24 protein-coding genes are annotated in these 25,972 nt (G+C 33.7%); 15 read left to right on the top strand and 9 right to left on the bottom strand.

What is annotated here, in order from left to right:
- Nucleotides 1-269 precede the first annotated feature (269 nt).
- The 7 genes from E0F98_RS03025 (at nucleotide 270) to E0F98_RS02995 (ending at nucleotide 9,072) form a co-directional block, all read left to right on the top strand.
- Nucleotides 270-1,040: a DUF3108 domain-containing protein gene (locus E0F98_RS03025; protein ID WP_132109045.1), complete on the top strand. Its 771-nt coding sequence runs from the start codon at nucleotides 270-272 to the stop codon at nucleotides 1,038-1,040.
- Complete coding sequence (locus E0F98_RS03020) at nucleotides 1,040-1,975, top strand: tryptophan 2,3-dioxygenase family protein (RefSeq protein ID WP_132109043.1); 936 nt, start codon at nucleotides 1,040-1,042, stop codon at nucleotides 1,973-1,975. The genes E0F98_RS03025 and E0F98_RS03020 overlap by 1 nt, the downstream gene beginning before the upstream one ends.
- Nucleotides 1,976-1,998: 23 nt before the next feature.
- Complete coding sequence (locus tag E0F98_RS03015) at nucleotides 1,999-3,231, top strand: M23 family metallopeptidase (protein ID WP_132109041.1); 1,233 nt, start codon at nucleotides 1,999-2,001, stop codon at nucleotides 3,229-3,231.
- 208 nt (nucleotides 3,232-3,439) lie between these two features.
- Entirely contained in the window at nucleotides 3,440-5,092 is a 1,653-nt protein-coding gene (pgi, locus tag E0F98_RS03010; protein WP_132109039.1) for a glucose-6-phosphate isomerase, read from the top strand.
- Nucleotides 5,093-5,336: 244 nt separating this feature from the next.
- A complete protein-coding gene (locus E0F98_RS03005) occupies nucleotides 5,337-7,970 on the top strand; it encodes a TonB-dependent receptor (protein ID WP_317126181.1) in 2,634 nt (877 codons plus the stop codon).
- Nucleotides 7,971-8,067: 97 nt separating this feature from the next.
- Nucleotides 8,068-8,490, top strand: a complete 423-nt coding sequence (locus E0F98_RS03000; RefSeq protein ID WP_132109035.1) for a hypothetical protein — start codon at nucleotides 8,068-8,070, stop codon at nucleotides 8,488-8,490.
- Between the two features lie 84 nt (nucleotides 8,491-8,574).
- Nucleotides 8,575-9,072, top strand: a complete 498-nt coding sequence (locus tag E0F98_RS02995) for a septal ring lytic transglycosylase RlpA family protein (protein WP_132109033.1) — start codon at nucleotides 8,575-8,577, stop codon at nucleotides 9,070-9,072.
- Here E0F98_RS02995 and E0F98_RS02990 read toward each other — a convergent pair.
- Entirely contained in the window at nucleotides 9,069-9,542 is a 474-nt protein-coding gene (locus E0F98_RS02990) for a CYTH domain-containing protein (protein ID WP_132109031.1), read from the bottom strand. The genes E0F98_RS02995 and E0F98_RS02990 overlap by 4 nt on opposite strands.
- Nucleotides 9,543-9,753: 211 nt before the next feature.
- Between E0F98_RS02990 and dinB the strand changes: the two genes are divergently transcribed.
- Both dinB and E0F98_RS02980 read left to right on the top strand, forming a co-directional pair.
- Nucleotides 9,754-10,836 (top strand): DNA polymerase IV, encoded by a 1,083-nt coding sequence (dinB, locus tag E0F98_RS02985; protein ID WP_132109029.1) that lies wholly within the window; start codon nucleotides 9,754-9,756, stop codon nucleotides 10,834-10,836.
- 92 nt (nucleotides 10,837-10,928) lie between these two features.
- On the top strand, nucleotides 10,929-11,444 hold the full coding sequence (locus tag E0F98_RS02980; RefSeq protein WP_132109027.1) for a PAS domain-containing protein: 516 nt from the start codon (nucleotides 10,929-10,931) through the stop codon (nucleotides 11,442-11,444).
- 50 nt (nucleotides 11,445-11,494) lie between these two features.
- Here the strand turns inward: E0F98_RS02980 and E0F98_RS02975 are convergent, their stop codons facing one another.
- Nucleotides 11,495-12,268, bottom strand: a complete 774-nt coding sequence (locus E0F98_RS02975; protein WP_132109025.1) for a Bax inhibitor-1/YccA family protein — start codon at nucleotides 12,266-12,268, stop codon at nucleotides 11,495-11,497.
- 235 nt (nucleotides 12,269-12,503) lie between these two features.
- Here E0F98_RS02975 and E0F98_RS02970 point away from each other — a divergent pair, with 235 nt between their 5' ends.
- Entirely contained in the window at nucleotides 12,504-12,887 is a 384-nt protein-coding gene (locus E0F98_RS02970) for a VOC family protein (RefSeq protein ID WP_132109023.1), read from the top strand.
- A 147-nt stretch (nucleotides 12,888-13,034) separates the two neighbouring features.
- Here the strand turns inward: E0F98_RS02970 and pyk are convergent, their stop codons facing one another.
- The 5 genes from pyk to E0F98_RS02945 all read right to left on the bottom strand — a co-directional run bounded on the left by pyk (nucleotide 13,035) and on the right by E0F98_RS02945 (nucleotide 17,497).
- Nucleotides 13,035-14,465 (bottom strand): pyruvate kinase, encoded by a 1,431-nt coding sequence (gene pyk / locus E0F98_RS02965; protein WP_132109021.1) that lies wholly within the window; start codon nucleotides 14,463-14,465, stop codon nucleotides 13,035-13,037.
- A gap of 5 nt (nucleotides 14,466-14,470) precedes the next feature.
- Nucleotides 14,471-14,959: an IPExxxVDY family protein gene (locus E0F98_RS02960; RefSeq protein WP_132109019.1), complete on the bottom strand. Its 489-nt coding sequence runs from the start codon at nucleotides 14,957-14,959 to the stop codon at nucleotides 14,471-14,473.
- 115 nt (nucleotides 14,960-15,074) lie between these two features.
- Nucleotides 15,075-15,821 (bottom strand): ribonuclease III, encoded by a 747-nt coding sequence (gene rnc, locus E0F98_RS02955; protein WP_132109017.1) that lies wholly within the window; start codon nucleotides 15,819-15,821, stop codon nucleotides 15,075-15,077.
- A gap of 7 nt (nucleotides 15,822-15,828) precedes the next feature.
- The gene (fabF, locus tag E0F98_RS02950; RefSeq protein ID WP_132109015.1) at nucleotides 15,829-17,082 is read right to left on the bottom strand and encodes a beta-ketoacyl-ACP synthase II; all 1,254 of its coding nucleotides are present in this window, start codon (nucleotides 17,080-17,082) and stop codon (nucleotides 15,829-15,831) included.
- Nucleotides 17,083-17,260: 178 nt separating this feature from the next.
- Nucleotides 17,261-17,497: an acyl carrier protein gene (locus tag E0F98_RS02945; RefSeq protein ID WP_007137004.1), complete on the bottom strand. Its 237-nt coding sequence runs from the start codon at nucleotides 17,495-17,497 to the stop codon at nucleotides 17,261-17,263.
- Nucleotides 17,498-17,673: 176 nt separating this feature from the next.
- Here E0F98_RS02945 and purN point away from each other — a divergent pair, with 176 nt between their 5' ends.
- The 4 genes from purN to E0F98_RS02925 all read left to right on the top strand — a co-directional run bounded on the left by purN (nucleotide 17,674) and on the right by E0F98_RS02925 (nucleotide 21,765).
- The gene (purN, locus tag E0F98_RS02940) at nucleotides 17,674-18,234 is read left to right on the top strand and encodes a phosphoribosylglycinamide formyltransferase (RefSeq protein WP_132109013.1); all 561 of its coding nucleotides are present in this window, start codon (nucleotides 17,674-17,676) and stop codon (nucleotides 18,232-18,234) included.
- A gap of 39 nt (nucleotides 18,235-18,273) precedes the next feature.
- On the top strand, nucleotides 18,274-18,759 hold the full coding sequence (gene rnhA / locus E0F98_RS02935; RefSeq protein WP_132109342.1) for a ribonuclease HI: 486 nt from the start codon (nucleotides 18,274-18,276) through the stop codon (nucleotides 18,757-18,759).
- Nucleotides 18,760-18,833: 74 nt separating this feature from the next.
- Nucleotides 18,834-19,757 carry a PfkB family carbohydrate kinase gene (locus tag E0F98_RS02930; RefSeq protein WP_132109011.1) on the top strand — a complete coding sequence of 308 codons (924 nt, stop codon included), beginning with the start codon at nucleotides 18,834-18,836 and terminating at the stop codon, nucleotides 19,755-19,757.
- Nucleotides 19,758-19,866: 109 nt separating this feature from the next.
- Entirely contained in the window at nucleotides 19,867-21,765 is a 1,899-nt protein-coding gene (locus E0F98_RS02925; protein WP_132109009.1) for an amidophosphoribosyltransferase, read from the top strand.
- An 880-nt stretch (nucleotides 21,766-22,645) separates the two neighbouring features.
- Here E0F98_RS02925 and E0F98_RS02920 read toward each other — a convergent pair.
- Nucleotides 22,646-23,254: a superoxide dismutase gene (locus E0F98_RS02920; protein WP_132109007.1), complete on the bottom strand. Its 609-nt coding sequence runs from the start codon at nucleotides 23,252-23,254 to the stop codon at nucleotides 22,646-22,648.
- Nucleotides 23,255-23,515: 261 nt separating this feature from the next.
- Entirely contained in the window at nucleotides 23,516-24,136 is a 621-nt protein-coding gene (locus E0F98_RS02915) for a ComF family protein (RefSeq protein ID WP_132109005.1), read from the bottom strand.
- A gap of 157 nt (nucleotides 24,137-24,293) precedes the next feature.
- Between E0F98_RS02915 and E0F98_RS02910 the strand changes: the two genes are divergently transcribed.
- Nucleotides 24,294-25,835: a glycine--tRNA ligase gene (locus tag E0F98_RS02910; protein WP_132109003.1), complete on the top strand. Its 1,542-nt coding sequence runs from the start codon at nucleotides 24,294-24,296 to the stop codon at nucleotides 25,833-25,835.
- Nucleotides 25,836-25,972 lie beyond the last annotated feature (137 nt).

Genomic DNA, 25,972 nt, shown 5'->3' with positions numbered 1-25,972 from the left:
GTGAAAAAATAACTGCCAACAAAGAGGTGTTTTTGTGAATGATGTGTTAAACTTTTTTTTTTGATAAAAAATGTAGTTTTGTTGCATACCTTTGCACTCGCAAAATGGAAGGGGTGGTTTCCTTCCGTATTGATATAAATTTCATAATTTATAGTTTTTTGGTTAGTTAATAGCATAAAAACTCAGTCATTATTTGACTGAGTTTTTTTGTTTTGATATATTTGGAACAAAATTTGCAACTACAGTCAATAAACAGACAAAAATAAGCTATGAAAAAATTCGTACTATTCTTACTATTGATGTTAACCGTAAGCTTTGATTCTCCACAAGAAGAGGCTTACGATGTGGGCGAGTGGTTTAAATTCAGAATCCATTATGGTTTTGTTAATGCGGGATATGCAACCCTAGAGGTAAAAGACGCCGTGTACAATAATAAAAAAACTTTTCATGTTATAGGTAAAGGATTTACTACTGGAATGTCTCGTTTTTTTTTCAAAGTAGAAGATGTCTATGAAAGTTATATTGAAAAGGCATCCGGTAATCCCCTTCGATTTGTAAGGAAGATCAATGAAGGCGGATATATTAAAAATCAAGAAGGTTTTTTTAATCAATCAAGCAACAGTGTTTTAGTCAAAGATTATAAAAACAGAAACGAGAAAACGTTTGTTACTCCACAAGATACCCAAGATATTTTATCCGCGTTTTATTATTTAAGAAATTACCCTAATATTGATAAAATTAATCCAGGAGAGTCTATCGCGATCAATATGTTCATCGATGATGAAACCACCAAATTTAAGTTAAAGTTTGTAGGTCGTGAAGATATTACAACTAAATTTGGCGTCGTGTCATCCATGATCTTTAAACCTTTAGTGCAATCTGGTCGTGTTTTTAAAGAAAAAGAAAGTCTTACGGTCTGGATTTCAGATGATGATAATAGACTGCCTATTCGAATAAAAGCCGATCTAGCAGTAGGATCTATAAAGGCAGACTTGGATGCATTTAAAGGACTGAACCATCCATTTAAAATAAAAAAATAATGAAGATTACTGAGAATGCAGAGGCTATTTTAAACGAAATTGATGAAAAATATGCAGCCATAAATCAAAAAACAGAGACGCAGCTTGAAGGCTTACTTTGGTCTAAACCCATTACCTATTGGGACTATATTCAGACTGATGCCTTATTAAATATACAAACCCAGAGAACTACACTTCCAGATGAAATGGTTTTTATCATGTATCATCAAGTGAATGAATTGATTTTTAAAATGATTCTATGGGAAATGAACCAAATTTCCTATTGTCAAAATATCGAAGCTTCTTTTTTTGCAGAAAGGTTAATGAGAATTAGTCGCTATTTTGATATGCTTACCACCTCTTTCAGTATTATGGAGAATGGAATGGAAGTAGAGCAATATATGAAGTTTAGAAATACCTTGACTCCAGCGAGTGGTTTTCAAAGTGCTCAGTACCGATTAATCGAATTTTCTTCGACTGATTTAATTAACCTTATTGATAATAGATATAGAGACGCTATTGATAGAAATACGCCTTATGAGCATGCGTTTGAACATTTATATTGGCAAGCAGCGGGTAAAGATTATGCGACCGGTAAAAAGTCGTATTTGCTAGAGGAATTTGAAAGAAAATACAAAAAAACTTTTTTAGCTCACATGGAGGAATACAATACGATCAATATTTGGCAGAAATTCAAACAGCTACCGGAGCTTGACCAGAAAAACCCTGAGTTAGTAAAAGCAATGCGTCATTTTGATCATACCGTTAATATTACCTGGGTAATGCAGCATTTAAACGTTGCTATAAAATACATTGACCAAAGTGGAAAAGGGACTGGAGAGGCAACTGGCGGCAGTGATTGGAAAAAATACATGCACCCAAAATACCAACGAAGGATATTTTTTCCTGAGTTATGGAGTGCTGAGGAATTAGCAAACTGGGGTGTAGAAGTATAAGTTGAATTAAAAAAAAACAAGGTTTGAAGCAAGTAGTAATCATTTTTATAGTATTAACAGCAATACTATCCTGCAATAAATCCAGTAAGAATCAAGAAATAGAGAGTAAAGTTAAGATCGTTAAACCCATTGCAGAGAACTCTGATTTTGGATTTAATTTTTCGGAATTTAATGTCGTTCACGATACCGTTAAAAAGGGAGATAATTTCGGTACAATTATAAGTAAACAAAATATTGGGAGCCTTAAAGTATATGACATTGTAAACAGTGTAAAAGATACTTTTGATGTTCGTGTTATTAAGCCAAATAAGGCATACACGATGCTTAGGTCTAAAGACAAAACAAATAAACTACAGGTTTTTGTATATCAACCAGATGCGTTAAATTATTATATATTTGATTTTCGCGACACTACCGTAGTGGCTTATAAAAAAACAAGACCTATTACTATTAGGCGACGTACAATAGGTGGTGTTTTAAAAGGATCATTATCTGAAACTCTAGGGAATGCTGGAGTAGAGGCTGCTTTAGCAAGTAGAATTACAAAAATATATTCCTGGTCAATTGACTTTTTTAAACTAAAAAAGGGAGACCGATTTGCTGTTACTTTTACAGAAAAATTTATAAATGATTCTGTTTATAATGGAGTAGAAAATCTAGAAGCTTCTTTTTTCGAATACAAAGGCAAAATTATTTATGCCTTCCCATACATTCAAAACCCAGCATCTGGAAAAGTAGGCTATTATGACGAGGATGGAAAAACCTTAAAGAATTTCTTTCTTAAAACACCAATTAAATTCAGCAGGCTGACTTCGCGGTTTTCAAGTAATAGGTATCATCCGGTACAACACCGATGGAAAGCCCATAAAGGAACTGATTATGCTGCTCCACATGGAACGCCTATAACAACTACAGCCTCAGGAACTGTTGAAAGGACGGGTTATACTGCAGGAAATGGTAATTATGTAAAGATAAAGCACAATGGTACTTACTCCACTCAATACCTACACATGTCTAAGATCTTGGTTCGTCGTGGTCAACATGTAAACCAAGGGGATGTTATAGGACGAGTAGGAAGTACAGGTCTAGCGACTGGTCCTCATGTATGTTATCGTTTTTGGAAAAACGGAAAACAGGTAGATGCTTTAAAATTAAAATTACCAGGAGGTGAGCCAATGACTAGTGCTAATAGAGCACGTTATTTAACGACTATTGCACCATTAAAAGCGGAGTTAGACAGTATTGGGAATTTATAAATTGAAATCCCTATTACTGATAAAGCGTAGTTAAAGATGACATAGAGAAAGGAGCGCGATTATTTATTCAAATAATTGCGCTCCTTTACTTTTTACCATAATCTTTTCGGTTTTCTTTAAATTGTGATATAAATTAAAAGACCTAATCAATTAAAACTAATTTCAGTATTTTTGCAAAAATAGGATTAATACTTGAACTAAATATAAAATGGCTTTAAACACAATAAACCCTACAAATACTGCTTCTTGGAGCAAGCTGCAGCAACATTTTGATGATATGCATAAGGTCACTATGCAAGATATGTTTCAAGAGGACGTTTTCAGAACAGCAAAATTCAACTTGAAATGGAATGATTTTCTAATAGATTATTCTAAGAACATTATCAAGCAAGAGACAATTGATCTTTTACTGGAATTGGCAAATGAGGTAGGTCTTAAAAAAGCAATTTCTGATTATTTTGATGGGGAGATTATTAATCAAACCGAAAATAGAGCGGTGCTTCATACCGCTTTAAGAGCAAAAGAATCAGCGGTTATAAATGTAGACGGACAAAATGTAGTTCCCGAAATTTATGAAGTAAAAAGAAAGATAAAAGCTTTTTCGAATGAAATAATTGCAGGCGAAAGAACTGGATATACAGGAAAGCAGTTTACTGATGTTGTAAATATCGGTATTGGAGGTTCTGATTTAGGTCCGGCGATGGTGGTTGAAGCCTTGCAGTTTTATAAAAATCAGTTGAATGTTCATTTTGTTTCAAACATCGATGGCGATCATGTAAATGAAATCTTAAAAAAGATAAATCCAGAAACGACACTTTTTGTTGTTGTTTCTAAAACATTTACCACGCAAGAAACATTAACAAATTCAGAAACCATTAAAGCATGGTTTTTATCCCAGGAATTTGGAACAAAGCAAGAAGATATAGCGAAACATTTTGTGGCCGTTTCCACAAATATTCAAAAAGTGACCGAATTTGGAATTAATCCGGACAATGTGTTTCCAATGTGGGATTGGGTTGGTGGTCGTTTTTCATTATGGAGCGCTGTTGGATTGACCATTAGTTTGGCGGTAGGGTTTGATAATTTTGATGAATTGTTAAGTGGTGCAAACGAAATGGACGACCATTTTAAAAGTGCTGAATTTGATCAAAATATGCCGGTCGTTCTAGCTTTATTAAGCGTATGGTATAATAACTTTTTTGGTGCCGAAAGTGAAGCTTTGATTCCTTATACGCAATACTTACAAAAATTAGCTCCTTATTTACAGCAGGGAACTATGGAAAGTAATGGTAAAAGTGTAGGGAGAGATGGGAATCCCGTAAACTATGAGACTGGAACGATTATATGGGGAGAACCAGGAACGAATGCGCAGCATGCTTTTTTCCAATTGATTCATCAGGGAACAAAGTTGATTCCTTCGGATTTCATTGGCTTTGTAAAGCCATTGTATGGTGATGATGAGCATCATGATAAACTAATGTCTAACTATTTTGCTCAGACGGAAGCTTTACTACACGGAAAAACGGAGGCAAAAGTGCAGGCTGAATTTAATAAGCAAGGACTCGATGCCGAGAGGGTAAATTTTTTATTGCCGTTTAAAGTATTTGAGGGCAATAAGCCTACGAATACGATTCTGATTGAAAAACTGACACCAAAGTCTTTAGGATCATTAATTGCATTGTATGAACATAAGATTTTTGTGCAAGGGATTATCTGGAATATTTTTAGTTTTGATCAATGGGGAGTAGAGCTTGGAAAACAATTAGCTAACTCGATCTTAGAGGAGATAAATTCGAAAGAAATAAAAAACCACGATAGTTCCACAGCGTTTCTTTTGGACTATTATTTGAAAAATAAATAATTTTTTTGTTTTCTTACAATAAAAAGCCCATGTTTTCGATCGAAAACATGGGCTTTTTTTATTAGATGCAGTCTAAATGGCTAATGCAATGATGGTTGTATTGTGAGGGGGAAAAGGTGCTCAGCGTATTTCTTGTTAAATAAAATAAAATTTATTTTATTTTCTTAACAGTGTGTTAACTTAATTAGGTAAAAATGTTATAATTTTGCCGAAAATATTTTAAATTAAAGTAAAAATGAAGACAATGAAAAATTGGTTACTCTCTGGATTACTGCTCTTAATGGTTTCAACGGTGTTTTCTCAAGGGAAAGTTACAGGAACTGTTACTGACGGACAAGGTTCATTACCTGGTGCTAACGTTGCTATCAAAGGAACTAAAACTGGTGTTTCTGCAGATTTTGATGGTAAATTTTCTATTAATACAACAGTTAATTCTGGCGAATTAATTATTTCTTTTATTGGTTTTGAGCCTAAAACAGTTAAGTTTTCGGTAGCAAAAGATGCTACAACTAACGTAGGGACTATTATTTTGACCGCTAATTCTAATGAATTAAGTGAGATTGTTGTTATGGGTAAAGGTATTATTGATGTAGCGACGGGAAGAAAAACTCCAATTGCTGTTTCGACAATTAAAGCTGCAGAAATCCAAGCAAAAGTAGGAACGTCTGACATTACTCAAACTATGGTAAATACTCCATCTGTTTATGTAGCTGGACAAGCTGGAGGATTTGGTGATTCTAGAATTAGTGTTCGCGGATTTGCTCAAGACAATACAGCATTCTTATTAAATGGTCAGCCAATTAACGGAATGGAAGACGGGAAAATTTACTGGTCTAACTGGTCTGGAATGTCTGATATTGCTAGTGCAGTACAAATTCAAAGAGGTCTTGGGTCTTCTAAATTAGCTATTTCTTCAGTTGGAGGAACTGTAAATTTCATTACTAAAGCTACTGATAAAAAAGAAGGTGGTTTTGCTTCATTAGGTATGGCTAATGATAACTATTTTAAAACAACAGCTGCATATAGCACTGGGATGAGTGAAAACGGTTGGGGTACCAGCGTTATGTTATCTCATTGGCAAGGTGATGGATATAATGACGGGACTTATGGTAGAGGAGAAACTTACTTCATCTCGGTAGGTTACAAACCAAATGACAGACACAGTTTTAACTTTTTATTGACTGGTGCACCACAAGAGCACGATCAAAATTTCACAAAATCAATTAGTACTTATTTACAATATGGTAGAAAATACAATAACAATTGGGGAACATTAGATGGAGAATATAGAACAGAAAGAGTAAATTACTATCACAAGCCAGTTATGAACTTAAACTGGGATTTTGATATTAATGACAAAACTCAGCTTTCTACAGTAGCATACGCTTCATGGGGAAGAGGTGGAGGAACTGGAAGTTACGGTAGTAAATTACCTGCAGTTGACGGTCAAGTAAATTTTGATGGTATGTATGCTAAAAACCTTACTTTAGTAGATGGTTCATTTGCAAATAAAGGATATTTAATACGTGCAAGCGCAAATAATCATTCTTGGTACGGTGTTGTTTCGAATTTAAAAAACCAATTGGGCGAGAATTTATCTCTTAATGTGGGGCTTGATTTAAGAACATATCAAGGATCTCATTTTAGACAAGTTAGTGATTTTATGGGATTATCTAGTTGGTCAGAATCTAGAGATCTAAAAGGAGCTAATCATAGAGGGAGTGGAACTATAGCTAGTAATACTGTAACTGAAACTGGTTCAATTAAAAGATGGCCAGCTACTTTTAATACAATTTCTAGCGATCAAAGAATTGATTATGATTACAGTGAAACAATTTCTTACGGAGGTGTTTTTGGTCAATTAGAGTATGCTAAAAATGATTTTTCTGCATTTTTCCAAGGATCTTTATCTAATCAATCTCATGAGAGAACTGATAAATATGATTACTTATCAGAATTCCAAAAATCTAAAAAAATCAATAATTTAGGTTACAATGTAAAAGCAGGTACAAGTTATAAAATTGCAGGACAACATTCTGTTTATGCTAATGCTGGATACTACGACCGTCAACCGTACCACGATAATATTTATTTAAACTTTACAAATGAAGTTAATGAATTAACAAAGAATGAAAAAATATTAGGATTTGAAGCTGGATATACTTTTTCTTCTAAAATTTTCACAGCTAGTCTTAATGGGTATAGAACTTCGTGGGAAGATAGAGTAACAACTACTTCAAATGCTGCATCTGTGGCAGAAATAGCAAAATATCCAACTTTGCAACCTGGGGATTTAATATATAAAACTAATGAAGGTGTTGAACAAGTTCATACTGGGATTGAATTAGACTTCGTTGCTAAACCAACGTCTAAATTAGATATTACTGGTTTTGCTTCAGTTGGTAATTGGGAATATAATGGAAATGTAGTTACTTCATATAGAGATGAAGCTTTAAATCTTTTAGATAGAGTGGAAGAAGATGTAGACGGAGGTAAAGTAGGTGATGCTGCTCAAACTACATTAGGTTTAGGATTCAAATATGAAATTTTCACTAGATTTTCTATAGATGCAGATTGGAGAAACTATTCTAAATTGTATTCTAATGTTGGAGCTGTTAAAAACAACTTAGAATTACCTAATTATGATTTAGTGGATTCAGGTATTTCTTATAAAATTGTAACTGGTAAAAATAAAGAAAATTCAGTTTCATTAAGATTGAATGTAAATAACGTTTTTGACGAAGTGTATTTATCGGAGTTGACTTCTGCGAGATTGGCAGGACCAACAGATGTTACCTACAAAGGAATTAATGTTTCTAACAATGGTTTCTTTGGTCTAGGAAGAACTTGGAACTTTAGTTTACGTTATAATTTCTAATTTTTTATAATTATAAAAAACCCTCATTTCAAATCGGAATGAGGGTTTTTTTTATGCCTTTTTTTCTTATATTTGTTTTTAACAAAATAGAATATTTATGTACGAATTTTTAAAAGAATTTCATTCGGGATGGGCTTATATTGCTCTTGTATTATTAGTAGTTGCAGTTGTTAATGCTTTGATGGGAATGTTTACCAAAAAAGAATTTACTGCCAAAGACAGGAAAATAGCTATTTTCGGATTGATTGGAACGCATACTCAGTTACTAATAGGATTGATTTTGTATTTTGTTTCGCCACTAGGTTTTGCTTCGTTGGGACAAATGTCTGATAAAGCATTGCGTTTAACTTCATTAGAGCATCCTCTAATTAATATTATTGCGATTACATTAATCACTATTGGTTGGTCAAAACATAAAAAAATGACAACAAGTGAGTCAAAATTTAAGACATTTTCGATCTTCTACGGATTGGGATTATTGCTTATATTGAGTAGAATTCCATGGTCAATGTGGTTCTAAAAATAATAAAAAAGCCCTATTTATAGGGCTTTTTTCATCAAGGTATGGTTTTTGCTTAAACAGAGTCGAACTAAAAAGTTAATAATGAGAAAATCAATAACAGTCCTTTTTTTATTTGCCATTGTAGCCTTGGTGAGTAGCCAAAGCCAAATTATAAGCAGTCAAAAAACACCAGTTCAAAAAACGTCAATACCCAAAGACACTTTAAAGAAGACAAAAGCAATAGTGCTTCAACAAGAAATTAAAAAAGATACTATTGCGGAGAAAATGGGTGCTCTAGTTCCCTATAAAAAAGATGCGCATGCCTCTTACTATGCTGATAAGTTTCACGGCAGGAAAACTGCGAGCGGAGTTCCATTTGACATGAATAAATATACTGCAGCTCATAAAAAATTCCCTTTTGGAACCAAATTAAGAGTCACAAATCAAGCTAATGGAGAGTCTGTTATTGTCGAAGTTAATGATAGAGGACCATTTGTAAGAACTAGAGAAATTGATTTGTCTAAAAAAGCATTTATGGAAATAGCTAAAAATAAAGGTGCGGGAGTTATGATGGTAACTATCGAAGTCTTTAAGAATTAATCAATTCGTTGTTTATAGGGATTATTGCTTAAATAGGAATTGTAATATCTTTTATCATTAGTTACTTCTTTTCCCAGCCAACTTGGCTTTTCAAAAGTTTCGTTTTCAGATTGAAGTTCTATTTCGGCGATTACTAAACCTTCGTTTTCGCCATAAAATTCATCTACTTCATAGGTGTGAATTCCTATTTTAACTTCAAATCGAGTTTTGTCAATTATTCCTTTTTCACAGAGTAATAGTAAATTTTCAGCTTCGTTAACGGGAATTTCTTTTTCCCACTCAAAACGAGACATGCCTGTTGCATTAGACACTCCTTTTATCGTTATATAGGCTTTGTTTCCTTTTACTCGAACACGAACCGTGCGTTCAGGAACGGAGCTTAAATAACCCTGTTTAATTCGGTTTTGAGAAAAAGCTTCTTTTTTATAAGCAGCTGAATTGATTAAAAATTTTCGTTCTATTTCTACCATTTTAAACTTTGTGTTATTATTTATCTGAAGTGATTTCTGGCTGTATATTATATCTTTTAATGAAAGAAGTGAAATAGATTTAGATTCTTATAAAATAGAAATATTGACATTTTGTCCGAATCTTCAGAAAGAAGATATTGATAATGCAAATGTATCAAATATTTGTACTCCAATGGAATGTTTTCATCGAAAACCTCTTTAATTTTGTGTTATGTTAGAACTTATTCCAAATCGAAAGATCATACACATCGACATGGATGCTTTTTATGCTTCGGTGGAACAACTGGATAATCCTGAATTGCGTGGAAAACCCATTGCCGTAGGCGGCTCAGAAAATCGTGGAGTTGTTGCCGCAGCGAGTTATGAAGCAAGAAAATTTGGTGTAAGAAGTGCGCTGAGCGGGGTCATGGCTAAAAAAAATTGTCCAGGACTTATTTTTGTCCCGCCAAGATTCGAAAGATATAAAGAGATTTCGAATCAAATTCATACCATTTTTAAAGAATATACTGATTTAGTGGAACCGCTTTCACTTGATGAAGCCTATCTTGACGTTACTCAAAATAAAAAAGGAAATCCCAGTGCCAGTCAATTGGCAGAAGAAATTAGGCTGCGTATTTTTACTGAAGTGGGACTAACGGCATCGGCAGGAATATCTATCAATAAGTTTGTTGCTAAAATCGCTAGTGATTACAACAAGCCCAATGGGCAAAAAACTGTAAATCCTGAGGAGGTAATTGGATTCTTGGAAGAATTGCCCATTCGGAAATTTTATGGAGTTGGAAAAGTAACCACCGAAAAAATGTATCAATTAGGGATATTTACTGGTGTGGAGTTAAAAAGTAAATCATTGGAATTCTTAGAGAAGCATTTTGGGAAATCAGGTGGTTTTTATTACAATGTTGTGCGTGGAATTCATAATAGTGAGGTCAAATCAAACCGGATAACGAAATCAGTGGCTGCCGAACATACTTTTGATGTCAATCTTTCCTCGGAGGTATTTATGATGGAAAAATTAGAAATTATAGCTAATATATTAGACAAAAGACTTAAAAAACATAACATTTCGGGTAAAACAGTTACATTGAAAATTAAGTACAGTGATTTTACGCAGCAAACTAGAAGTAAAACCTTACCTTATTTTATCTCGGACAAAGGATTGATTTTAGAAACCGTAAAAGAACTTTTGTATCAAGAACGCATGAAAGATTCCGTTCGATTGCTAGGGATATCCTTAAATAATTTAAATACAGAAATAAAGAAAGTAGTTATCGTACAGTTGAAATTTGATTTTTAACGCACATTTAATTAGCTTCAACAAAAGTTAAAACAGCTCCAACAGTATTTTATTTTTTTATTTAAAATTATATTTGTTAAAAAATAACGATCATGTTAGATTTTAAACAATATGATATTGCAGTTGCAAGGCATCATAATAATCTAGATACAATAGCAGCACCTATTTTGTCATGGAACTTTCACCATAACTATTTAGATGTGTCAAAGAAAATTTATTTAGACTGCGATAAGTTGAATGTGATCGCAGGGACTAATAAATGGAGTGATTACGATTGGGATTTCAAAAACAAGTTAAAGGAGGAAGTGGTAATTGTTACTAATGCAAAATTAGAAATTGTATTTGCTTCTCATAACCTTACTAAAATGAACGGTTACACCGAAGAAGAAGTTTTAGGCAAAAGCCCAAAGATGTTTCAGGGAACTGATTCAAATAGAATCACTTCTAGTGAAATTAGAAAAGCAATTCAACTACAACAACCTTTTGAAAAAACAGTTTTGAATTACAATAAGAATGGTGAAACCTATTTATGTCTAATAAAAGGGTTTCCTGTATTTAATAGTAAGGGGAAACTATCTCATTTTATAGCTTTTGAAAAAGCGGCATAAAAAAAGCGCTTTTGTTTAAAAAGCGCTTTTTTGTACACAAAAATCTAAATTTAATCTTTGCTCGAAAGTTTAGAAAGCAGTCTTAAAAACTCAATGTACAACCATACAAGAGTAATCATTAAGCCCATTGCACCAAACCATTCCATATATTTAGGCATTTTCTCTTGGACTCCTTTTTCGATTCGGTCAAAGTCTAGAAACAAGTTTAAAGCGGCGATAATAATTACAAATACACTAATTCCAATGCTCATCATTGAGTTGCCATGGTGGACAGGCTGAAAGCTCGTAAACATAGATACCACCCAAGAAATTAGGTAATATGTTGCAATAGCTAATGTAGCCGCTACAACAACTGATTTAAATTGTTCTGTTACTTTTACAATTTTGAACCGGTATAAACCTAAACAAACGGCAAAGGTTACAAATGTTGCGCCAACTGCTTGAATTACAATTCCCGGATATTTAGCTTCAAAAATAGCAGAAATTCCTCCAATGAAAAGACCTTCAAATAAAGCATATCCAGGTGCTAAATAGGGTGAATATTGCGGTTTGAAAGCAGCAATTACCACTAAAACTAAGCCCGCTATAGCACCACCCATTGCTGGTACTAATGGATTTGTACCATTAAAAGCCATCCACCAAATCACCATTGCAGAAGCGATAAGCAATAAAAACAAAAGTAATGTCTTGTTGATTGTTCCGGACAAAGTCATTTGATGATTGTAATCAATAACAGATGCATGGTGAATTTGTTCTTTTTCTGCTGCTGTTGTAGGAGAGAAAGATTTATTGGTTAAAAAAGGATTTTTAGATTGGAAATTCATGTTCTGTAAATTTTATTTTTTTAATCGGTAAAACTAAATAAAATTAAGCACAAAAAACAACCGTCGTACTTAATTTCATAGAATACGTTTTTTATCAAGTTGGATTGGAACACACCAGCTGACATTTTGGTAAGTAGAATTAGAAAAGAAATGCGACAAAAAGAAATTTCTAGTCTAATTGAATTTTAGTGTAATTTTTTTAGTAATTTTATAATAATCATAAAATCAGACTATTATGAATACAAAAAGACCAATTGTTTGGTTCGAAATCTATGTCGATGATATAGAAAGAGCCGCAAAATTCTATGAAACTATTTTTGATGTTACATTAGAAGGATTGCCTAACCCCACAGAGGATGAATTACAAATGATGACTTTTCCTGGAGATATGAATGCCTATGGTGCCAACGGTGCTTTAGTGAAAGCGCAAGACGTAAAAGCAGGAGGGAATTCTACTCTTGTTTATTTTGGAAGTGCTGATTGCGTTACTGAAGAACTGCGAATTGAAAAAGCAGGCGGAAAAATCTTTAGGCCTAAGATGGCTATAGGAGAATATGGTTTTATTACTTTATTTATAGATACGGAAGGAAATATGATTGGATTGCATTCTATGGAGTAAGGTGTAACGTAACAGTTGTAAAACATATGTTGCATCAGTTTAAGTACACATGCGATCGATTTAAAAGTAATTGTATCATTCGAAAATAAAAAATCCGTCTCATTTAGTAACGAGACGGATTCTATAAATTTATTTTGGATAGTTTTACTATTCTATTTCTGAAACTCTCATGGTATTTACCATTCCTTTTTCTTTAATAGGCATAGCAGCTAGGTTGATTAGGAAATCTCCTTTAGTTACATATCCTTTTTGTCTAGCTATTTCATTTACATCAGTTACTGTGTCATCAGTACTAACTATTTTGTCATAGTAGTATGATTTTACTCCCCATAACAAACTTAATTGTGTAAGAATTCTTTTGTTTGAAGTAAATACTAAAATATGTGCTGATGGTCTCCAAGCAGATATTTGAAATGCTGTGTAACCGCTATTTGTCAAAGTACAAATTGCTTTTGCTTTAATAGCATCGGCCATAATTGCAGCGTGACGACAAATTGTTTTAGTAATAAAACGTTTTGTTTTTATTTGTGGTGTGTTTTGAGGTACTTGAATTAATGGAGAGTTTTCTACAGCTTTAATAATCTGTGACATTTTCTCAATTACTTGCACAGGGTAATTTCCTGTAGCTGTTTCACCAGAAAGCATTACGGCATCAGCACCATCCATTACAGAGTTTGCAACGTCATTTACTTCAGCTCTTGTTGGAGTTAAACTAGTAATCATAGTCTCCATCATTTGAGTAGCTACAATTACGGGAATTCGAGCCATTTTAGCCTTACGAATTAATTCTTTTTGAACTAATGGTACTTCATGCGCTGGAAGTTCAACTCCAAGGTCACCACGAGCTACCATTAAAGCATCACAGTAAGCAACGATCTTGTCGATGTTTTCTAGTGCTTCTGGCATTTCAATTTTGGCAACAATTGGAATTTTATAATCAGAATGTTCTGCAATCAAATTTTGTAAGTCTTGTAAATCTTGAGGTGTTTTTACAAATGAAAGTGCAATCCAATCTACTTTTTGTCCAATGGCAAAAATAGCGTCTTCAATATCTTTCTCTGTCATTGCAGGAAGAGATATTTTAGTGTTTGGAAGATTCACCCCTTTTTTAGACTTCAATTCTCCACCTTGTATTACTCTGGCAATTACTTCGGTATTTTTGTCCGTTTCAACAATTTCGAAAATTAGTTTTCCGTCGTCCAATAAAATTCTTTCTCCTGGATTCACATCATTTGGAAAGTTTTTATATTTCATGAACACTTTTTGAGCTGTTCCCAGAATATCTTCGGCAGTTGTAAACGTAATTAAATCACCGTCATTTACAACAACTCCTTCATTCATTACTCCTACACGAAGCTTTGGTCCTTGTAAATCACCAAGTATTGCTGTAGTATATCCAAACTCATCATTAAGATCTCTAATGATTTTCATTTTCTCTTTTACATCGGCATAATCGGCATGCGAAAAATTAACTCTAAACACATTTACACCTGCGTCAATCATGTCTTTTATAGTCTCTCTTGTGCTACATGCAGGTCCTAGTGTGGCTACAATTTTGGTTTTCTTGCTTGAAATCATTTGTATTAAAAAATTAAATTGTTTTTTGATTTTATTTGATTGGTATCGACAATATATGCTGCTGATACGTTATCAATGGTACTTAATGTCGTTTTTATTTCAGACACATCCAAGGTGTCTTCTGCATTTTCAATTTTTAAAAAATAATCTGCTTTTTTAAATTCTGGAAGCAGGTATACTTTTGTAGAAATTTCCAGTGCCGTATTTGAAAATAAATTCTGGACCGCTTCTTCTTTTTGTTGGAGAACTTCGTTTTTATTTTGAATTAAATTCCAAGAAATTTCATTCTCTGAATCAAAATAAGAAAATCGAGCAAAATTAGTTTCACCTTCTTTAATATTGATTTGCACCTCGTCATTGCTTTTTGCTAAATTGACAGGAAGTTTTTGATTGATGAAATAGGCTAATCGATAATCTTCCAATGAAGTGTGAATAGCAATTAAATAATAATCTATTTCGTCAAATTCGCCAAGGTCGAGTTTATGAATTGCCATATTCAATAAAAATAATGATGTAAATATACCATTTCTATTGAAGTTAAAGAGTGCAAAAATGTAATGATTTCGTTAATTTATGAACGAAAACGATGTAGTATTGATTAATTTGATATTATTTCTTGTCCATTTTCTCTTGTAATGCAAAATAGGTGCGTTGCGATGCTTTTTCCTCTGCTTTCTTTTTGGAGGTAGCTCTTGCTTTTGCTATTACCTTTCCGTCGATACTTAATTTAACTCCAAAGTAACGCGTTCCATCAATTCCATTATCTTCATAGATGTCATAATGAAATATTTTTTTCTCTTTTTGACACCATTCGATTACTAAGCTTTTATAGCTGATTACTTTGCCTTCTAATCTGGAAATATCAACATAAGGAGTGACTACTCTTTTTTGAATGAATTTTTCACAATAGATATAACCTCTATCTAAGTAAATTGCACCTATCAAAGATTCAAAAATATTGCCGTGTACATTTTCTCCAAAATGCTGTACGGGAACTTTGCTTTCGATAAATTGAATTAGATTTAGATCTTTTCCTAATTCATTCAAATGTTCTCTACTGACTATTTTTGAACGCATTTTAGTAAGGTAGCCTTCGTCGCCTTGGGGTGCTTTGTTAAATAAGTGTGCAGCAATTACAGAACTTAACATAGCATCTCCTAAAAATTCTAAACGCTCATAATTTATAGGATTGCCTTCTGGTGTAATTTTACTAGTAGAACGGTGTGTAAATGCCTTTCTATAGTGGTCTAAGTTTTTAGGAGGGAAACCTAAAATAGTTTGAATTTTATCAAAAAAAATCCCGTCTTCTAGATTTAGCGAACGGGATTTTGAAAATATTTTTTTTATTATATTCATGTTTGAATTAGAAGTCTAATTTTTTAACTAATACACATGCATTATGTCCTCCAAAACCAAATGTGTTGCTCATCACAACGTTCATTTCTCTTTTTTGTGCGACATTAAAAGTGAAATTTAATTTACGATCGATATTTTCATCATCTGTTAGATGATTTATTGTTGGAGGTACTATTCCGTATTTCATCGAAAGAATAGCGGATATAGTTTCAACAGCACCAGCAGCACCTAATAAGTGACCTGTCATTGATTTTGTTGAGTTTAAATTCATTTTGTAAGCGTGTTCGCCAAAAACATGAGTGATTGCTTTAGATTCTGCTAAATCTCCTAACGGAGTAGAAGTACCGTGCATGTTCACACCGTCAACGTCTGTTGGTTTTAAACCAGCGTCTCTTAAACAGTTTAACATTACGTTTTTCGCACCTAAACCTTCTGGATGTGGAGCTGTTATGTGATGTGCATCTGCAGACATACCGCCACCACCAATTTCGCAATAAATAGTTGCGCCACGAGCGATTGCGTGTTCGTATTCTTCAAGAATTAATGCTCCTGCTCCTTCTCCTAAAACAAAACCATCTCTGTCTTTGTCCATTGGTCTCGAAGCTGATTTTGGATCGTCATTTCTTGTAGATAGAGCGTGCATAGCATTAAATCCGCCCATACCTGCTATTGTTACTGCAGCTTCAGAACCTCCAGTTACCATAACATCTGCATGTCCTAATCTAATGTAATTGAAAGCGTCTATAATCGCATTTGTTGAAGATGCGCAAGCAGAAACTGTTGCGAAATTTGGTCCTCTAAAACCGTATTTGATAGAAATATGCCCGCAAGCAATATCTGAAATCATTTTTGGAATAAAGAAAGGATTGAATTTTGGAGTACCGTCACCAGCTGCATAGTTTAACATTTCGATTTGAAAAGTTTCTAATCCACCAATTCCTGATCCCCAGATAACACCTGCTCTGTCTTTGTCTAATTTTTCAAAATCGAAACCAGCGTCAGTTACAGCTTCTTCCGAAGCGACCATAGCGTATTGTGCATAACGGTCCATTTTTCTAGCTTCTTTTCGGTCTAAAAAATCTTCGGCATTAAAGTTCTTTAGTTCGCATGCAAAATGAGTTCTAAATTTAGCAGCGTCAAAATAAGTTATTGGGGCAGCTCCACTAACACCGTTAATAAGAGCGTTCCAATATTCTTGAATATTATTTCCAATAGGAGTAAGAGCACCTAAACCCGTCACAACAACTCGCTTTAATACCATAACTTGTATATTTTGTTATCTTTAAACACATAAAACCCATGCTTTCTTCACTGTATTATTACAAAAGAGCTATGGGTATTACAATAAATATCTTTTTTGATTGAAAGATCAATCTTAAACTTAATTTTAAAAAAATAATAACACCCGCGTACAACAAAGTAAGCGGGTGTTTCAATTATTATTTTTTAGCTTCTTCGATGTAAGAAATAGCTTGGCCAACAGTAGCAATGTTTTCTGCTTGGTCGTCTGGAATTTGAATGTCAAATTCTTTTTCGAATTCCATAATAAGCTCAACAGTGTCTAATGAGTCAGCTCCTAAATCATTAGTGAAGCTTGCTTCTGTTACAACTTCGTTTTCGTCAACACCTAATTTGTCTACGATAATCGCTTTTACTCTTGATGCAATGTCTGACATAATCTTTAATTTTAGAATTTAATTTGTTGGCAAAAATAAAAAACTTTATTTTAAAACCACACATAAGTTGATAAATGTGTCAACTAATTTATTAAATATATTTTGACAAAGAGGTCGCAATGTTATTTATTTTCATTTTTTATGCCTTTTTTTGCGTAATCAAAACGAGGTAGGTCATGAAAAAAATTGTTGTTTTTGCTTCTGGATCGGGTACTAATGCTGAAAATATCATTAAATATTTTGCTAAAAGCGCCACAGAAACCGTAGTCGCGGTTTTTACAAATAATCCATCTGCGATGGTTATCGAGAGAGCAAAGAATCATAAAATACGAACAGAGGTTTTTTCGAAAACAGAGTTAAATGAAGGTAAAGTACTACAGAATATTGATGCTATAGCGCCAGATTTAATTGTGCTGGCTGGATTTTTACTTAAATTTCCAGAGGATATTATTGCTAACTATCCTAATAAGATCATAAACATACATCCAGCTTTATTGCCTAATTATGGAGGAAAAGGTATGTATGGAATGAATGTTCATAGAGCCATTGTTGAGAATAAGGAAACGGAAACGGGTATAACTATTCATTATGTAAATGAAAATTACGATGAGGGTGGTTCTATTTTTCAAAAGAAAATAAAATTATTAGGAAATGAAACCCCGGAGGATATAGCTGAAAAAATCCATGAATTAGAACAGGAGTTTTTTCCTCAAATAATCGCTGGATTGCTAAAGTAAGTACTTAAGTTCTAATTCTAAAATTCTATTTTGACTACAATGAGTTACGATGTGCATATATATACAGATGGTGCTGCCAAAGGAAATCCTGGAAAAGGAGGCTATGGAGTAGTTATGGAAAGTGTGAAAATGGGTAAAACCTATAGGAGAGAATTCTATGAAGGGTTTAGGTTAACTACTAATAATAGGATGGAGCTTTTAGCTGTAATTGTTGGGCTAGAAAAATTAAAGAATCCCGATACAAAAGTTCTTGTTGTTTCAGATTCTAAGTATGTAGTGGATTCTGTATTGAAGAAATGGGTTTTTGGTTGGGAGAAAAAAAAGTTTATCGATCGAAAGAATTCCGATTTATGGAAACGTCTTTTGGTTATATATCGAAAGCATCAAGTAGATTTTAAATGGATTAAAGGGCATAATAATCACCCGCAGAATGAACGATGTGACGAACTTGCTGTGATGGCTACGCAAAATACTCCCTTGTCAATAGATGCTTTTTATGAGAAGGAGGAAGGTAAATTATTGTGAAAATTTTCAGGGATTGAGACTTTGCAGTATTGTAACTTATAACTACCTTTGCGCTTTAATTCCAAACTCAAAAAATGAACAAATTATTGATTGTCGGGACTGTCGCTTTCGACGCAATTGAAACTCCTTTTGGTAAAACAGATAAAATTTTAGGTGGCGCTGGGACGTATATAGGTCTTTCTGCTTCTTTTTTTAATTTACAATCAGCAATAGTTTCTGTAGTAGGCGATGATTTTCCACAAGAATATTTAGATTTATTGACAGAACGAAATATTGATATTTCTGGTCTCGAAGTAGTTAAAGGAGGGAAAACTTTCTTTTGGAGTGGTCGTTACCATAATGATTTGAACTCTAGAGATACTTTAGATACCCAATTAAATGTTTTAGCTGATTTTCAGCCGAAAGTTCCAGAAAACTATAAAAACGCGGATGTGGTGATGCTAGGAAACTTGCATCCGTTAGTGCAAAGCAGTGTTTTAGACCAAATGGAAGCCAAACCAAAATTAGTGGTTTTAGACACTATGAATTTTTGGATGGATTGTGCATTACCAGAATTACTTGAGGTAATGAAACGCGTGGATGTAATTACAATCAATGATGAGGAGGCAAGACAACTATCTGGAGAGTATTCTCTAGTTAAGGCTGCAGCCAAAATCCAATCGATGGGACCAAAATATGTTGTAATAAAAAAAGGAGAACATGGTGCTTTACTGTTTCATGACCTTCAGGTTTTCTTTGCGCCAGCTTTGCCACTAGAAGAAGTCTTTGATCCTACAGGTGCAGGAGATACTTTTGCAGGTGGATTTGCAGGGTTTATTACACAGAGTGAAAACGTGTCATTCGAAAATATGAAGAATGCCATTATCTATGGCTCTAATTTAGCTTCCTTTTGTGTTGAGAAATTTGGAACAGAAAGAATGGTTGATTTAGATAAAAAAGAAGTAGTGTCAAGATTGAAACAATTCAAATCTTTAACACAATTTGATATAGAATTATAATGTATTATAAGCCTCGGAAACGGGGCTTTTTTGATTAATAGTTCTGATTTTACATATTATTTGTAAGAATTTATAATAGAAAAACAACAACACAACAAACTACAATACGATGAGCGATGCTTTACAACACGAATGTGGGATAGCCTTAGTTAGACTACTTAAACCGCTTGAATTTTATAAGGAGAAATACGGGACTGCTTTCTACGGAATTCAGAAAATGTATCTTCTAATGGAGAAACAACACAACCGTGGACAGGATGGTGCTGGTTTTGCAAGTATAAAACTTGATGTCGAACCGGGCGAAAGATATATTAGCCGAGTGCGATCGAATCATGCTCAACCTATCCAAGATGTATTTGCTCAAATTAATGACAGAGTAAATGAGGAAATGGCTGCGCATCCTGAATATGCAGATAATGTGGCACTTCAAAAAGCAAATATTCCTTACATAGGCGAATTATTTTTAGGACATGTTCGTTATGGTACTTTCGGTAAAAATAGTATTGAGAGCGTACACCCGTTTTTACGTCAGAACAACTGGATGCACAGGAATCTGATATTAGCCGGAAATTTTAATATGACTAATGTAAAGGAACTTTTTCAAAGTCTAATCGAATTAGGTCAACATCCAAAAGAGATGGCGGATACCGTTACTGTAATGGAAAAAATTGGTCATTTTCTTGACGACGAAGTTACTGATTTGTACCAAGAATGTAAAAATGAAGGTTTAACAAAAAGAGAAGCTTCTCCGGTTATTGCAGAAAGATTAGACGTTGCTAAAATATTAACTAGAGCTTCTAAAAATTTAGATGGGGGTTATGCTATGGCAGGACTTCTGGGACATGGAGATGCATTTGTGTTTAGAGATCCAGCTGGAATACGTCCCGCTTACTTTTACCAGGATGATGAAGTGGTAGTTGTTGCTTCTGAAAGACCGGTTATTCAAACGGTATTCAATGTTCCATTTGAAGCGGTTCAAGAAATAGATCCTGGAAAAGCTTTAATAATCAAGAAAAATGGAAATGTTTCTATGAAAGAAATTCTTCCTCCAACGGTTAAGAAAGCCTGTTCGTTTGAAAGAATTTATTTTTCAAGAGGAAGCGATGCTGAAATATATCAAGAAAGAAAAAATCTTGGAAGGTTAATTTTACCAGCAGTTCTGAATGCGATAGATCAAGATACTGATAATACTGTTTTTTCTTATATTCCAAATACCGCCGAAACCTCATTTTATGGTCTAGTTGAGGCAGCTCAGGACTTTTTAAATCAAAGAAAGAAAAATTACATTCTTAAAAATAGAACTAAATTAACTAAGGAATCCTTAGATGAATTGCTTTCTGTAAAGATACGTACTGAGAAAGTTGCAATTAAAGATGCTAAACTAAGAACATTTATTACCGAAGATAGTAGTAGAGATGATTTAGTGGCTCATATTTATGATGTGACCTACGGTGTGATCAAGCCTACAGATAATTTAGTGATTATTGATGACAGTATTGTAAGAGGAACGACTTTAAAAATGAGCATTATCAAGATGATGGATCGTTTGAAACCGAAAAGTATTGTTATCGTTTCATCTGCGCCACAAATTAGGTATCCAGATTGTTATGGTATCGATATGGCTAAGTTAGAAGGTTTGGTAGCGTTTAGAGCTGCTTTAGAGCTTCTTAAAGACAGAAAGCTGTATCATATTGTTGATGAAGTTTATTTGAAATGTAAAGCGCAGGAAAATTATAAAGATCCTGATGTAATAAACTACGTCACGGCAATTTATGAGCCATTTCAGCCACAAGAGATTTCAGATAAAATAGCAGAGATGTTGAGCTCACCAGAAATTAATGCCGAGGTAAAAATTATATTTCAAACAGTTGAAGATTTACATGTCGCCTGTCCGAAAAACTTAGGTGATTGGTATTTTACGGGAGATTATCCTACAGCTGGTGGTAACCGAGTAGTTAATAGAGCTTTTATGAATTTTTATGAAGGAAAAGACGCTAGGGCATATTAGTCCAATACATGTATTTAAACGTTAATATTGGTCGTTTGTCTGAATTTTTTGCCGTTATCTTTCATATACTTTAATTTCGGCTCACCATAAAATTAGTAGGTTAAGTTTATGGTAGATTTGGGGCAAAAAAGGTGGAAGCAATTCCACCTTTTTTATTGGAATAAAGTTGACGCTAGAAAGCGGATAATTTCAAATTTTGAAATTATCCGCTTTTTTTAGTGTTACGATTCAAGTTTCAGATGTAGTTTTTAGTTCAATATGTATTTTACTTTTTTTAAGTTTAGATCAATCTACGAAAGCTTGTTTTATTTTAAAGTATATTCTTATAGTTCAGTAATTTAACGTTTTTATAGGTTATTCATCCCTAATAATTGTAAATGGAATTCTTTTGCCTTAAGTTTACTTCACCATAAAATTAGTAGGTTAAGTTTATGGTAGATTTGGGGCAAAAAAGGTGGAAGCAATTCCGCCTTTTTTATTGGAGTAAAATACAGATGTAATTTTGAACTATAGTAGTTGTAAGGATTGTTGTCATTAAAATCAATTTTGGAAGTTTTTATTCTCTTTGAATTTGAGTTAATTTTCTGTATTTCAGTATATTAACGATTTTATAGGTTGTTCATCTTAAATATTTGTTGATAGAATTCTATTATCTTAAATTTACTTTACCATAAAATTAGTAGGTTAAGTTTATGGTAGATTTGGGGCAAAAAAGGTGGGAGCAATTCCGCCTTTTTTATTGGCGTGAACTCAATGTCATGAATTTCAACATAAAAAAAGTCGAATGAACTATGTAGCTCATTCGACTTTTTATTTCGAAAGTTTAGAAAAGTTGGATTCACAATTCGTACCTACGTTTTCTAACTTTTAACCTTCTTTATTATTTTTCAGACGCGTATCTTCTTGAAACTTCTGTCCAGTTGATAACATTGAAAAAAGCTTCAATATAGTCAGGTCTTCTGTTTTGATAATGTAAATAATAAGCATGTTCCCAAACGTCCATTCCTAAAATTGGAGTTCCGCCACAACCTACACCTGGCATTAATGGATTGTCTTGATTTGGAGTTCCGCAAACATCTAGTTTTCCACCTTTATGTACACATAACCAAGCCCAACCTGAACCAAATTGTGTTGCTCCGGCCTTGCTGAATTTTGCTTTAAATTCTTCAAAAGAACCAAAAGCACTTTCAATAGCAGTTAGTAAATCTCCGTTTGGAAGTCCTCCACCATTTGGTGTCATTATATTCCAGAAAAGATTGTGATTGTAAAATCCTCCACCATTATTACGAACGGCAGCATTTTTCATGTCAAGGTTAATTAAAATATTTTCGATTGTCTTGCCTTCCATATCGGTACCTGCAATTGCTGCATTAAGGTTCGTCGTATAAGCATTATGATGCTTCGAGTGGTGGATTTCCATCGTACGTGCATCAATATTTGGTTCTAATGCGTCATACGCATAAGGTAATTGAGGTAATTCAAAAGCCATGATATATTTGTTTAATGATTTATAAAAATTTATTCAAATTTAAACATTTAACTTCGGAATTCGAAATTCTATTTAGCTATTATAACATTAATTTAATTGATACCGGTATTTTTGAATGCGATTATCTACCTTTAGAGGTATCATTTAAGTATTGTTTTCGATTAAGAAAATCATGTTTATATCGAATTAAAGTGATTATTAGATCTGTCGCTGCTTTCTAAAGTACAATTTACAATCTAACATTCGATTAAAATAAAAAACTTAGGATTGCGCCATTGCCATACAGACGATACTAATTCTTGTGCCAGGAATTTTTAACAAAGCTCTGGAACATGCTTCTAATGTAGCTCCTGTCGTGATGACATCATCGATAAGGAGATAGTGTTTGTTATGGTCTTTTTCATCAAAAGCAACATTAAATACGGTATCGATTCCTTCGCTTCTGTCTAATAGATTTTTTTTAGACTGAGTTTTTGAATAGGTAGTTCGAAATAAAATAGAGTCATTATAAGGCATATTTAATTCAGTCGAAAGGGCTAAGCCAAAAGTGGTTACTTGATTGTATCCTCTTTCTCTAAATTTTCTTTTATGTAGTGGAACCGGAATAATTACATCTGCAGTTTTTAAGATTTCTATTGCTTTTAAATCTTCGGCATACCAGTTCCCTAGGACGGAGCCTATGTCTTCATGCCCTTTGTATTTTAATTTATGAATGAGTTCCTGTACGATTCCCTTTTTATGAAAATAAAGAAAGGCAGAGGCATATTCCAAAGGGAATCGTCCATAAAATTTTTTGAAAGCTTCATTTTCGATTGTTAAATGATGATTTGTTAGCGGAGTATCGTGTCTGCATAGCGTACATATTACCTTTTCATTCTTCATTAAAAATGAGTTACAGCCGCTACAAACGGGAGGAAAGAATAGATTTAAAAGGTGTTTTAACATTTAGCGGCTGATTTAATTATAAAAATATGAAAATGTATGCTTCAAAGTTGTGCTATTTTTCTTTTTTTAAGTTCGCTTTTCATATTTTTGCATTATGGCAAAGCAAGAAGACTTATTTAAGAATGTAATTTCGCATGCAAAAGAGTACGGATTTATTTTTCCGTCAAGCGAAATATACGATGGTTTAAGTGCAGTATATGATTATGCACAAAACGGAGTAGAGTTAAAAAAGAACATACGTGAATATTGGTGGAAATCAATGGTTCAGATGAATGATAACATCGTGGGTCTCGATGCTTCAATATTGATGCATCCTACCACTTGGAAAGCATCTGGGCACGTTGATGCGTTTAATGACCCATTAATTGACAACAAAGATTCTAAAAGAAGATATAGAGCTGATGTTCTGATTGAAGATTATGCTGAAAAGCTAAATGTTAAAGCAGTTAAGGAGGTCGAAAAAGCAAGGACTCGTTTTGGTGATGCTTTCAACGAACAGGAATTTGTAACTACAAATCCTAGAGTGGTGGAGTACAAATCTAAAGAACGAGAGATTCTTGAACGTTTGGGTCGCTCTCTTGGTAATGAGGATTTAGAAGATGTAAAAGCGCTTATTGAAGAACTTGAAATTGCTTGTCCCGAAACTGGATCCCGAAACTGGACCGAAGTAAGACAGTTTAATTTAATGTTTGGAACAAAATTAGGAGCTTCTGCAGATACAGCGATGGATTTGTATTTACGTCCTGAAACTGCTCAAGGTATTTTTGTGAATTTTCTAAATGTTCAAAAATCTGGAAGAATGAAAGTTCCTTTTGGAATTGCTCAAACCGGAAAAGCCTTTAGAAATGAAATTGTAGCGAGACAGTTTATCTTCCGTATGCGTGAATTTGAACAAATGGAAATGCAGTTTTTTGTTCGACCAGGAGATGAAATGAAACACTATGAATTCTGGAAAGAAACACGATTAAAATGGCATTTGTCTCTAGGTTTAGGAGAGGCGAATTACCGTTTTCATGATCATGAGAAGCTAGCGCATTATGCTAACGCAGCTGCTGATATCGAGTTTAATTTTCCTTTTGGATTCAAAGAATTAGAAGGTATTCACTCACGTACTGATTTTGATTTAAAAGCACACGAAAAATTCTCAGGTAGAAAATTGCAATATTTCGATGCGGAATTGAATCAGAATTATGTGCCTTATGTAGTGGAAACATCTGTGGGGTTAGATAGGATGTTTTTGGCTGTTTTTGCAACTTCATTAAAGGAAGAAACTTTAGAAGATGGTTCGACAAGAACAGTATTAAAATTACCGTCGGTATTAGCACCTACAAAAGCGGCAGTTTTACCGTTAGTTAAAAAAGATGGGTTACCTGAAATAGCTCATAAAATTGTCGAAGATTTAAAGTGGGATTTCAGTATGACTTATGATGAGAAAGATGCTGTAGGTCGTCGTTATAGAAGACAAGATGCGTTAGGAACTCCGTTTTGTATAACGGTTGATCATCAAACTATAGAAGATCAAACGGTAACGATTCGTCATCGCGATACGATGAAACAAGATCGAGTTAAGATCTCGGAATTGAATGCGATTATCGAAAATGAAGTATCGATGAAAAATTGGTTAATGAAAATGTAATTACCTGCTTTATAGTGTATAAAAAGGCTTTCCAATGTGGAAAGCCTTTTGTTTTTATAGGGCATAGATTCTTAGAGTGCTTAAAATGAGCTCTTTTACGGCCAGTACAAAAGTGTAGTTAATCGGATTTATATGTA

The organism is Flavobacterium hiemivividum (assembly GCF_004349145.1).
Lineage (GTDB): Bacteria > Bacteroidota > Bacteroidia > Flavobacteriales > Flavobacteriaceae > Flavobacterium > Flavobacterium hiemivividum.
The sequence above is the reverse complement of the archived record's forward strand: the minus strand, read 5'-3'. Positions and strand labels throughout refer to the sequence as shown.

What these genes read in the sequence shown, in the direction of transcription:
- E0F98_RS02930 (WP_132109011.1), top strand. Translation starts at nt 18,834, where the DNA reads ATGAACAAATTATTGATTGTCGGGACTGTCGCTTTCGACGCAATTGAA.
- E0F98_RS03025 (WP_132109045.1), top strand. Translation starts at nt 270, where the DNA reads ATGAAAAAATTCGTACTATTCTTACTATTGATGTTAACCGTAAGCTTT.
- E0F98_RS02915 (WP_132109005.1), bottom strand. Translation starts at nt 24,136, where the DNA reads ATGAAGAATGAAAAGGTAATATGTACGCTATGCAGACACGATACTCCG.
- E0F98_RS02945 (WP_007137004.1), bottom strand. Translation starts at nt 17,497, where the DNA reads ATGTCAGACATTGCATCAAGAGTAAAAGCGATTATCGTAGACAAATTA.
- E0F98_RS02975 (WP_132109025.1), bottom strand. Translation starts at nt 12,268, where the DNA reads ATGAATTTCCAATCTAAAAATCCTTTTTTAACCAATAAATCTTTCTCT.
- E0F98_RS02990 (WP_132109031.1), bottom strand. Translation starts at nt 9,542, where the DNA reads ATGGTAGAAATAGAACGAAAATTTTTAATCAATTCAGCTGCTTATAAA.
- E0F98_RS03020 (WP_132109043.1), top strand. Translation starts at nt 1,040, where the DNA reads ATGAAGATTACTGAGAATGCAGAGGCTATTTTAAACGAAATTGATGAA.
- purN (WP_132109013.1), top strand. Translation starts at nt 17,674, where the DNA reads ATGAAAAAAATTGTTGTTTTTGCTTCTGGATCGGGTACTAATGCTGAA.
- E0F98_RS02960 (WP_132109019.1), bottom strand. Translation starts at nt 14,959, where the DNA reads ATGGCAATTCATAAACTCGACCTTGGCGAATTTGACGAAATAGATTAT.
- E0F98_RS02920 (WP_132109007.1), bottom strand. Translation starts at nt 23,254, where the DNA reads ATGGCTTTTGAATTACCTCAATTACCTTATGCGTATGACGCATTAGAA.
- E0F98_RS03005 (WP_317126181.1), top strand. Translation starts at nt 5,337, where the DNA reads ATGAAAAATTGGTTACTCTCTGGATTACTGCTCTTAATGGTTTCAACG.
- E0F98_RS02980 (WP_132109027.1), top strand. Translation starts at nt 10,929, where the DNA reads ATGTTAGATTTTAAACAATATGATATTGCAGTTGCAAGGCATCATAAT.
- pyk (WP_132109021.1), bottom strand. Translation starts at nt 14,465, where the DNA reads ATGATTTCAAGCAAGAAAACCAAAATTGTAGCCACACTAGGACCTGCA.
- dinB (WP_132109029.1), top strand. Translation starts at nt 9,754, where the DNA reads ATGTTAGAACTTATTCCAAATCGAAAGATCATACACATCGACATGGAT.
- fabF (WP_132109015.1), bottom strand. Translation starts at nt 17,082, where the DNA reads ATGGTATTAAAGCGAGTTGTTGTGACGGGTTTAGGTGCTCTTACTCCT.
- E0F98_RS02970 (WP_132109023.1), top strand. Translation starts at nt 12,504, where the DNA reads ATGAATACAAAAAGACCAATTGTTTGGTTCGAAATCTATGTCGATGAT.
- E0F98_RS02995 (WP_132109033.1), top strand. Translation starts at nt 8,575, where the DNA reads ATGAGAAAATCAATAACAGTCCTTTTTTTATTTGCCATTGTAGCCTTG.
- rnhA (WP_132109342.1), top strand. Translation starts at nt 18,274, where the DNA reads ATGAGTTACGATGTGCATATATATACAGATGGTGCTGCCAAAGGAAAT.
- E0F98_RS02910 (WP_132109003.1), top strand. Translation starts at nt 24,294, where the DNA reads ATGGCAAAGCAAGAAGACTTATTTAAGAATGTAATTTCGCATGCAAAA.
- E0F98_RS02925 (WP_132109009.1), top strand. Translation starts at nt 19,867, where the DNA reads ATGAGCGATGCTTTACAACACGAATGTGGGATAGCCTTAGTTAGACTA.
- rnc (WP_132109017.1), bottom strand. Translation starts at nt 15,821, where the DNA reads ATGAATATAATAAAAAAAATATTTTCAAAATCCCGTTCGCTAAATCTA.
- pgi (WP_132109039.1), top strand. Translation starts at nt 3,440, where the DNA reads ATGGCTTTAAACACAATAAACCCTACAAATACTGCTTCTTGGAGCAAG.
- E0F98_RS03000 (WP_132109035.1), top strand. Translation starts at nt 8,068, where the DNA reads ATGTACGAATTTTTAAAAGAATTTCATTCGGGATGGGCTTATATTGCT.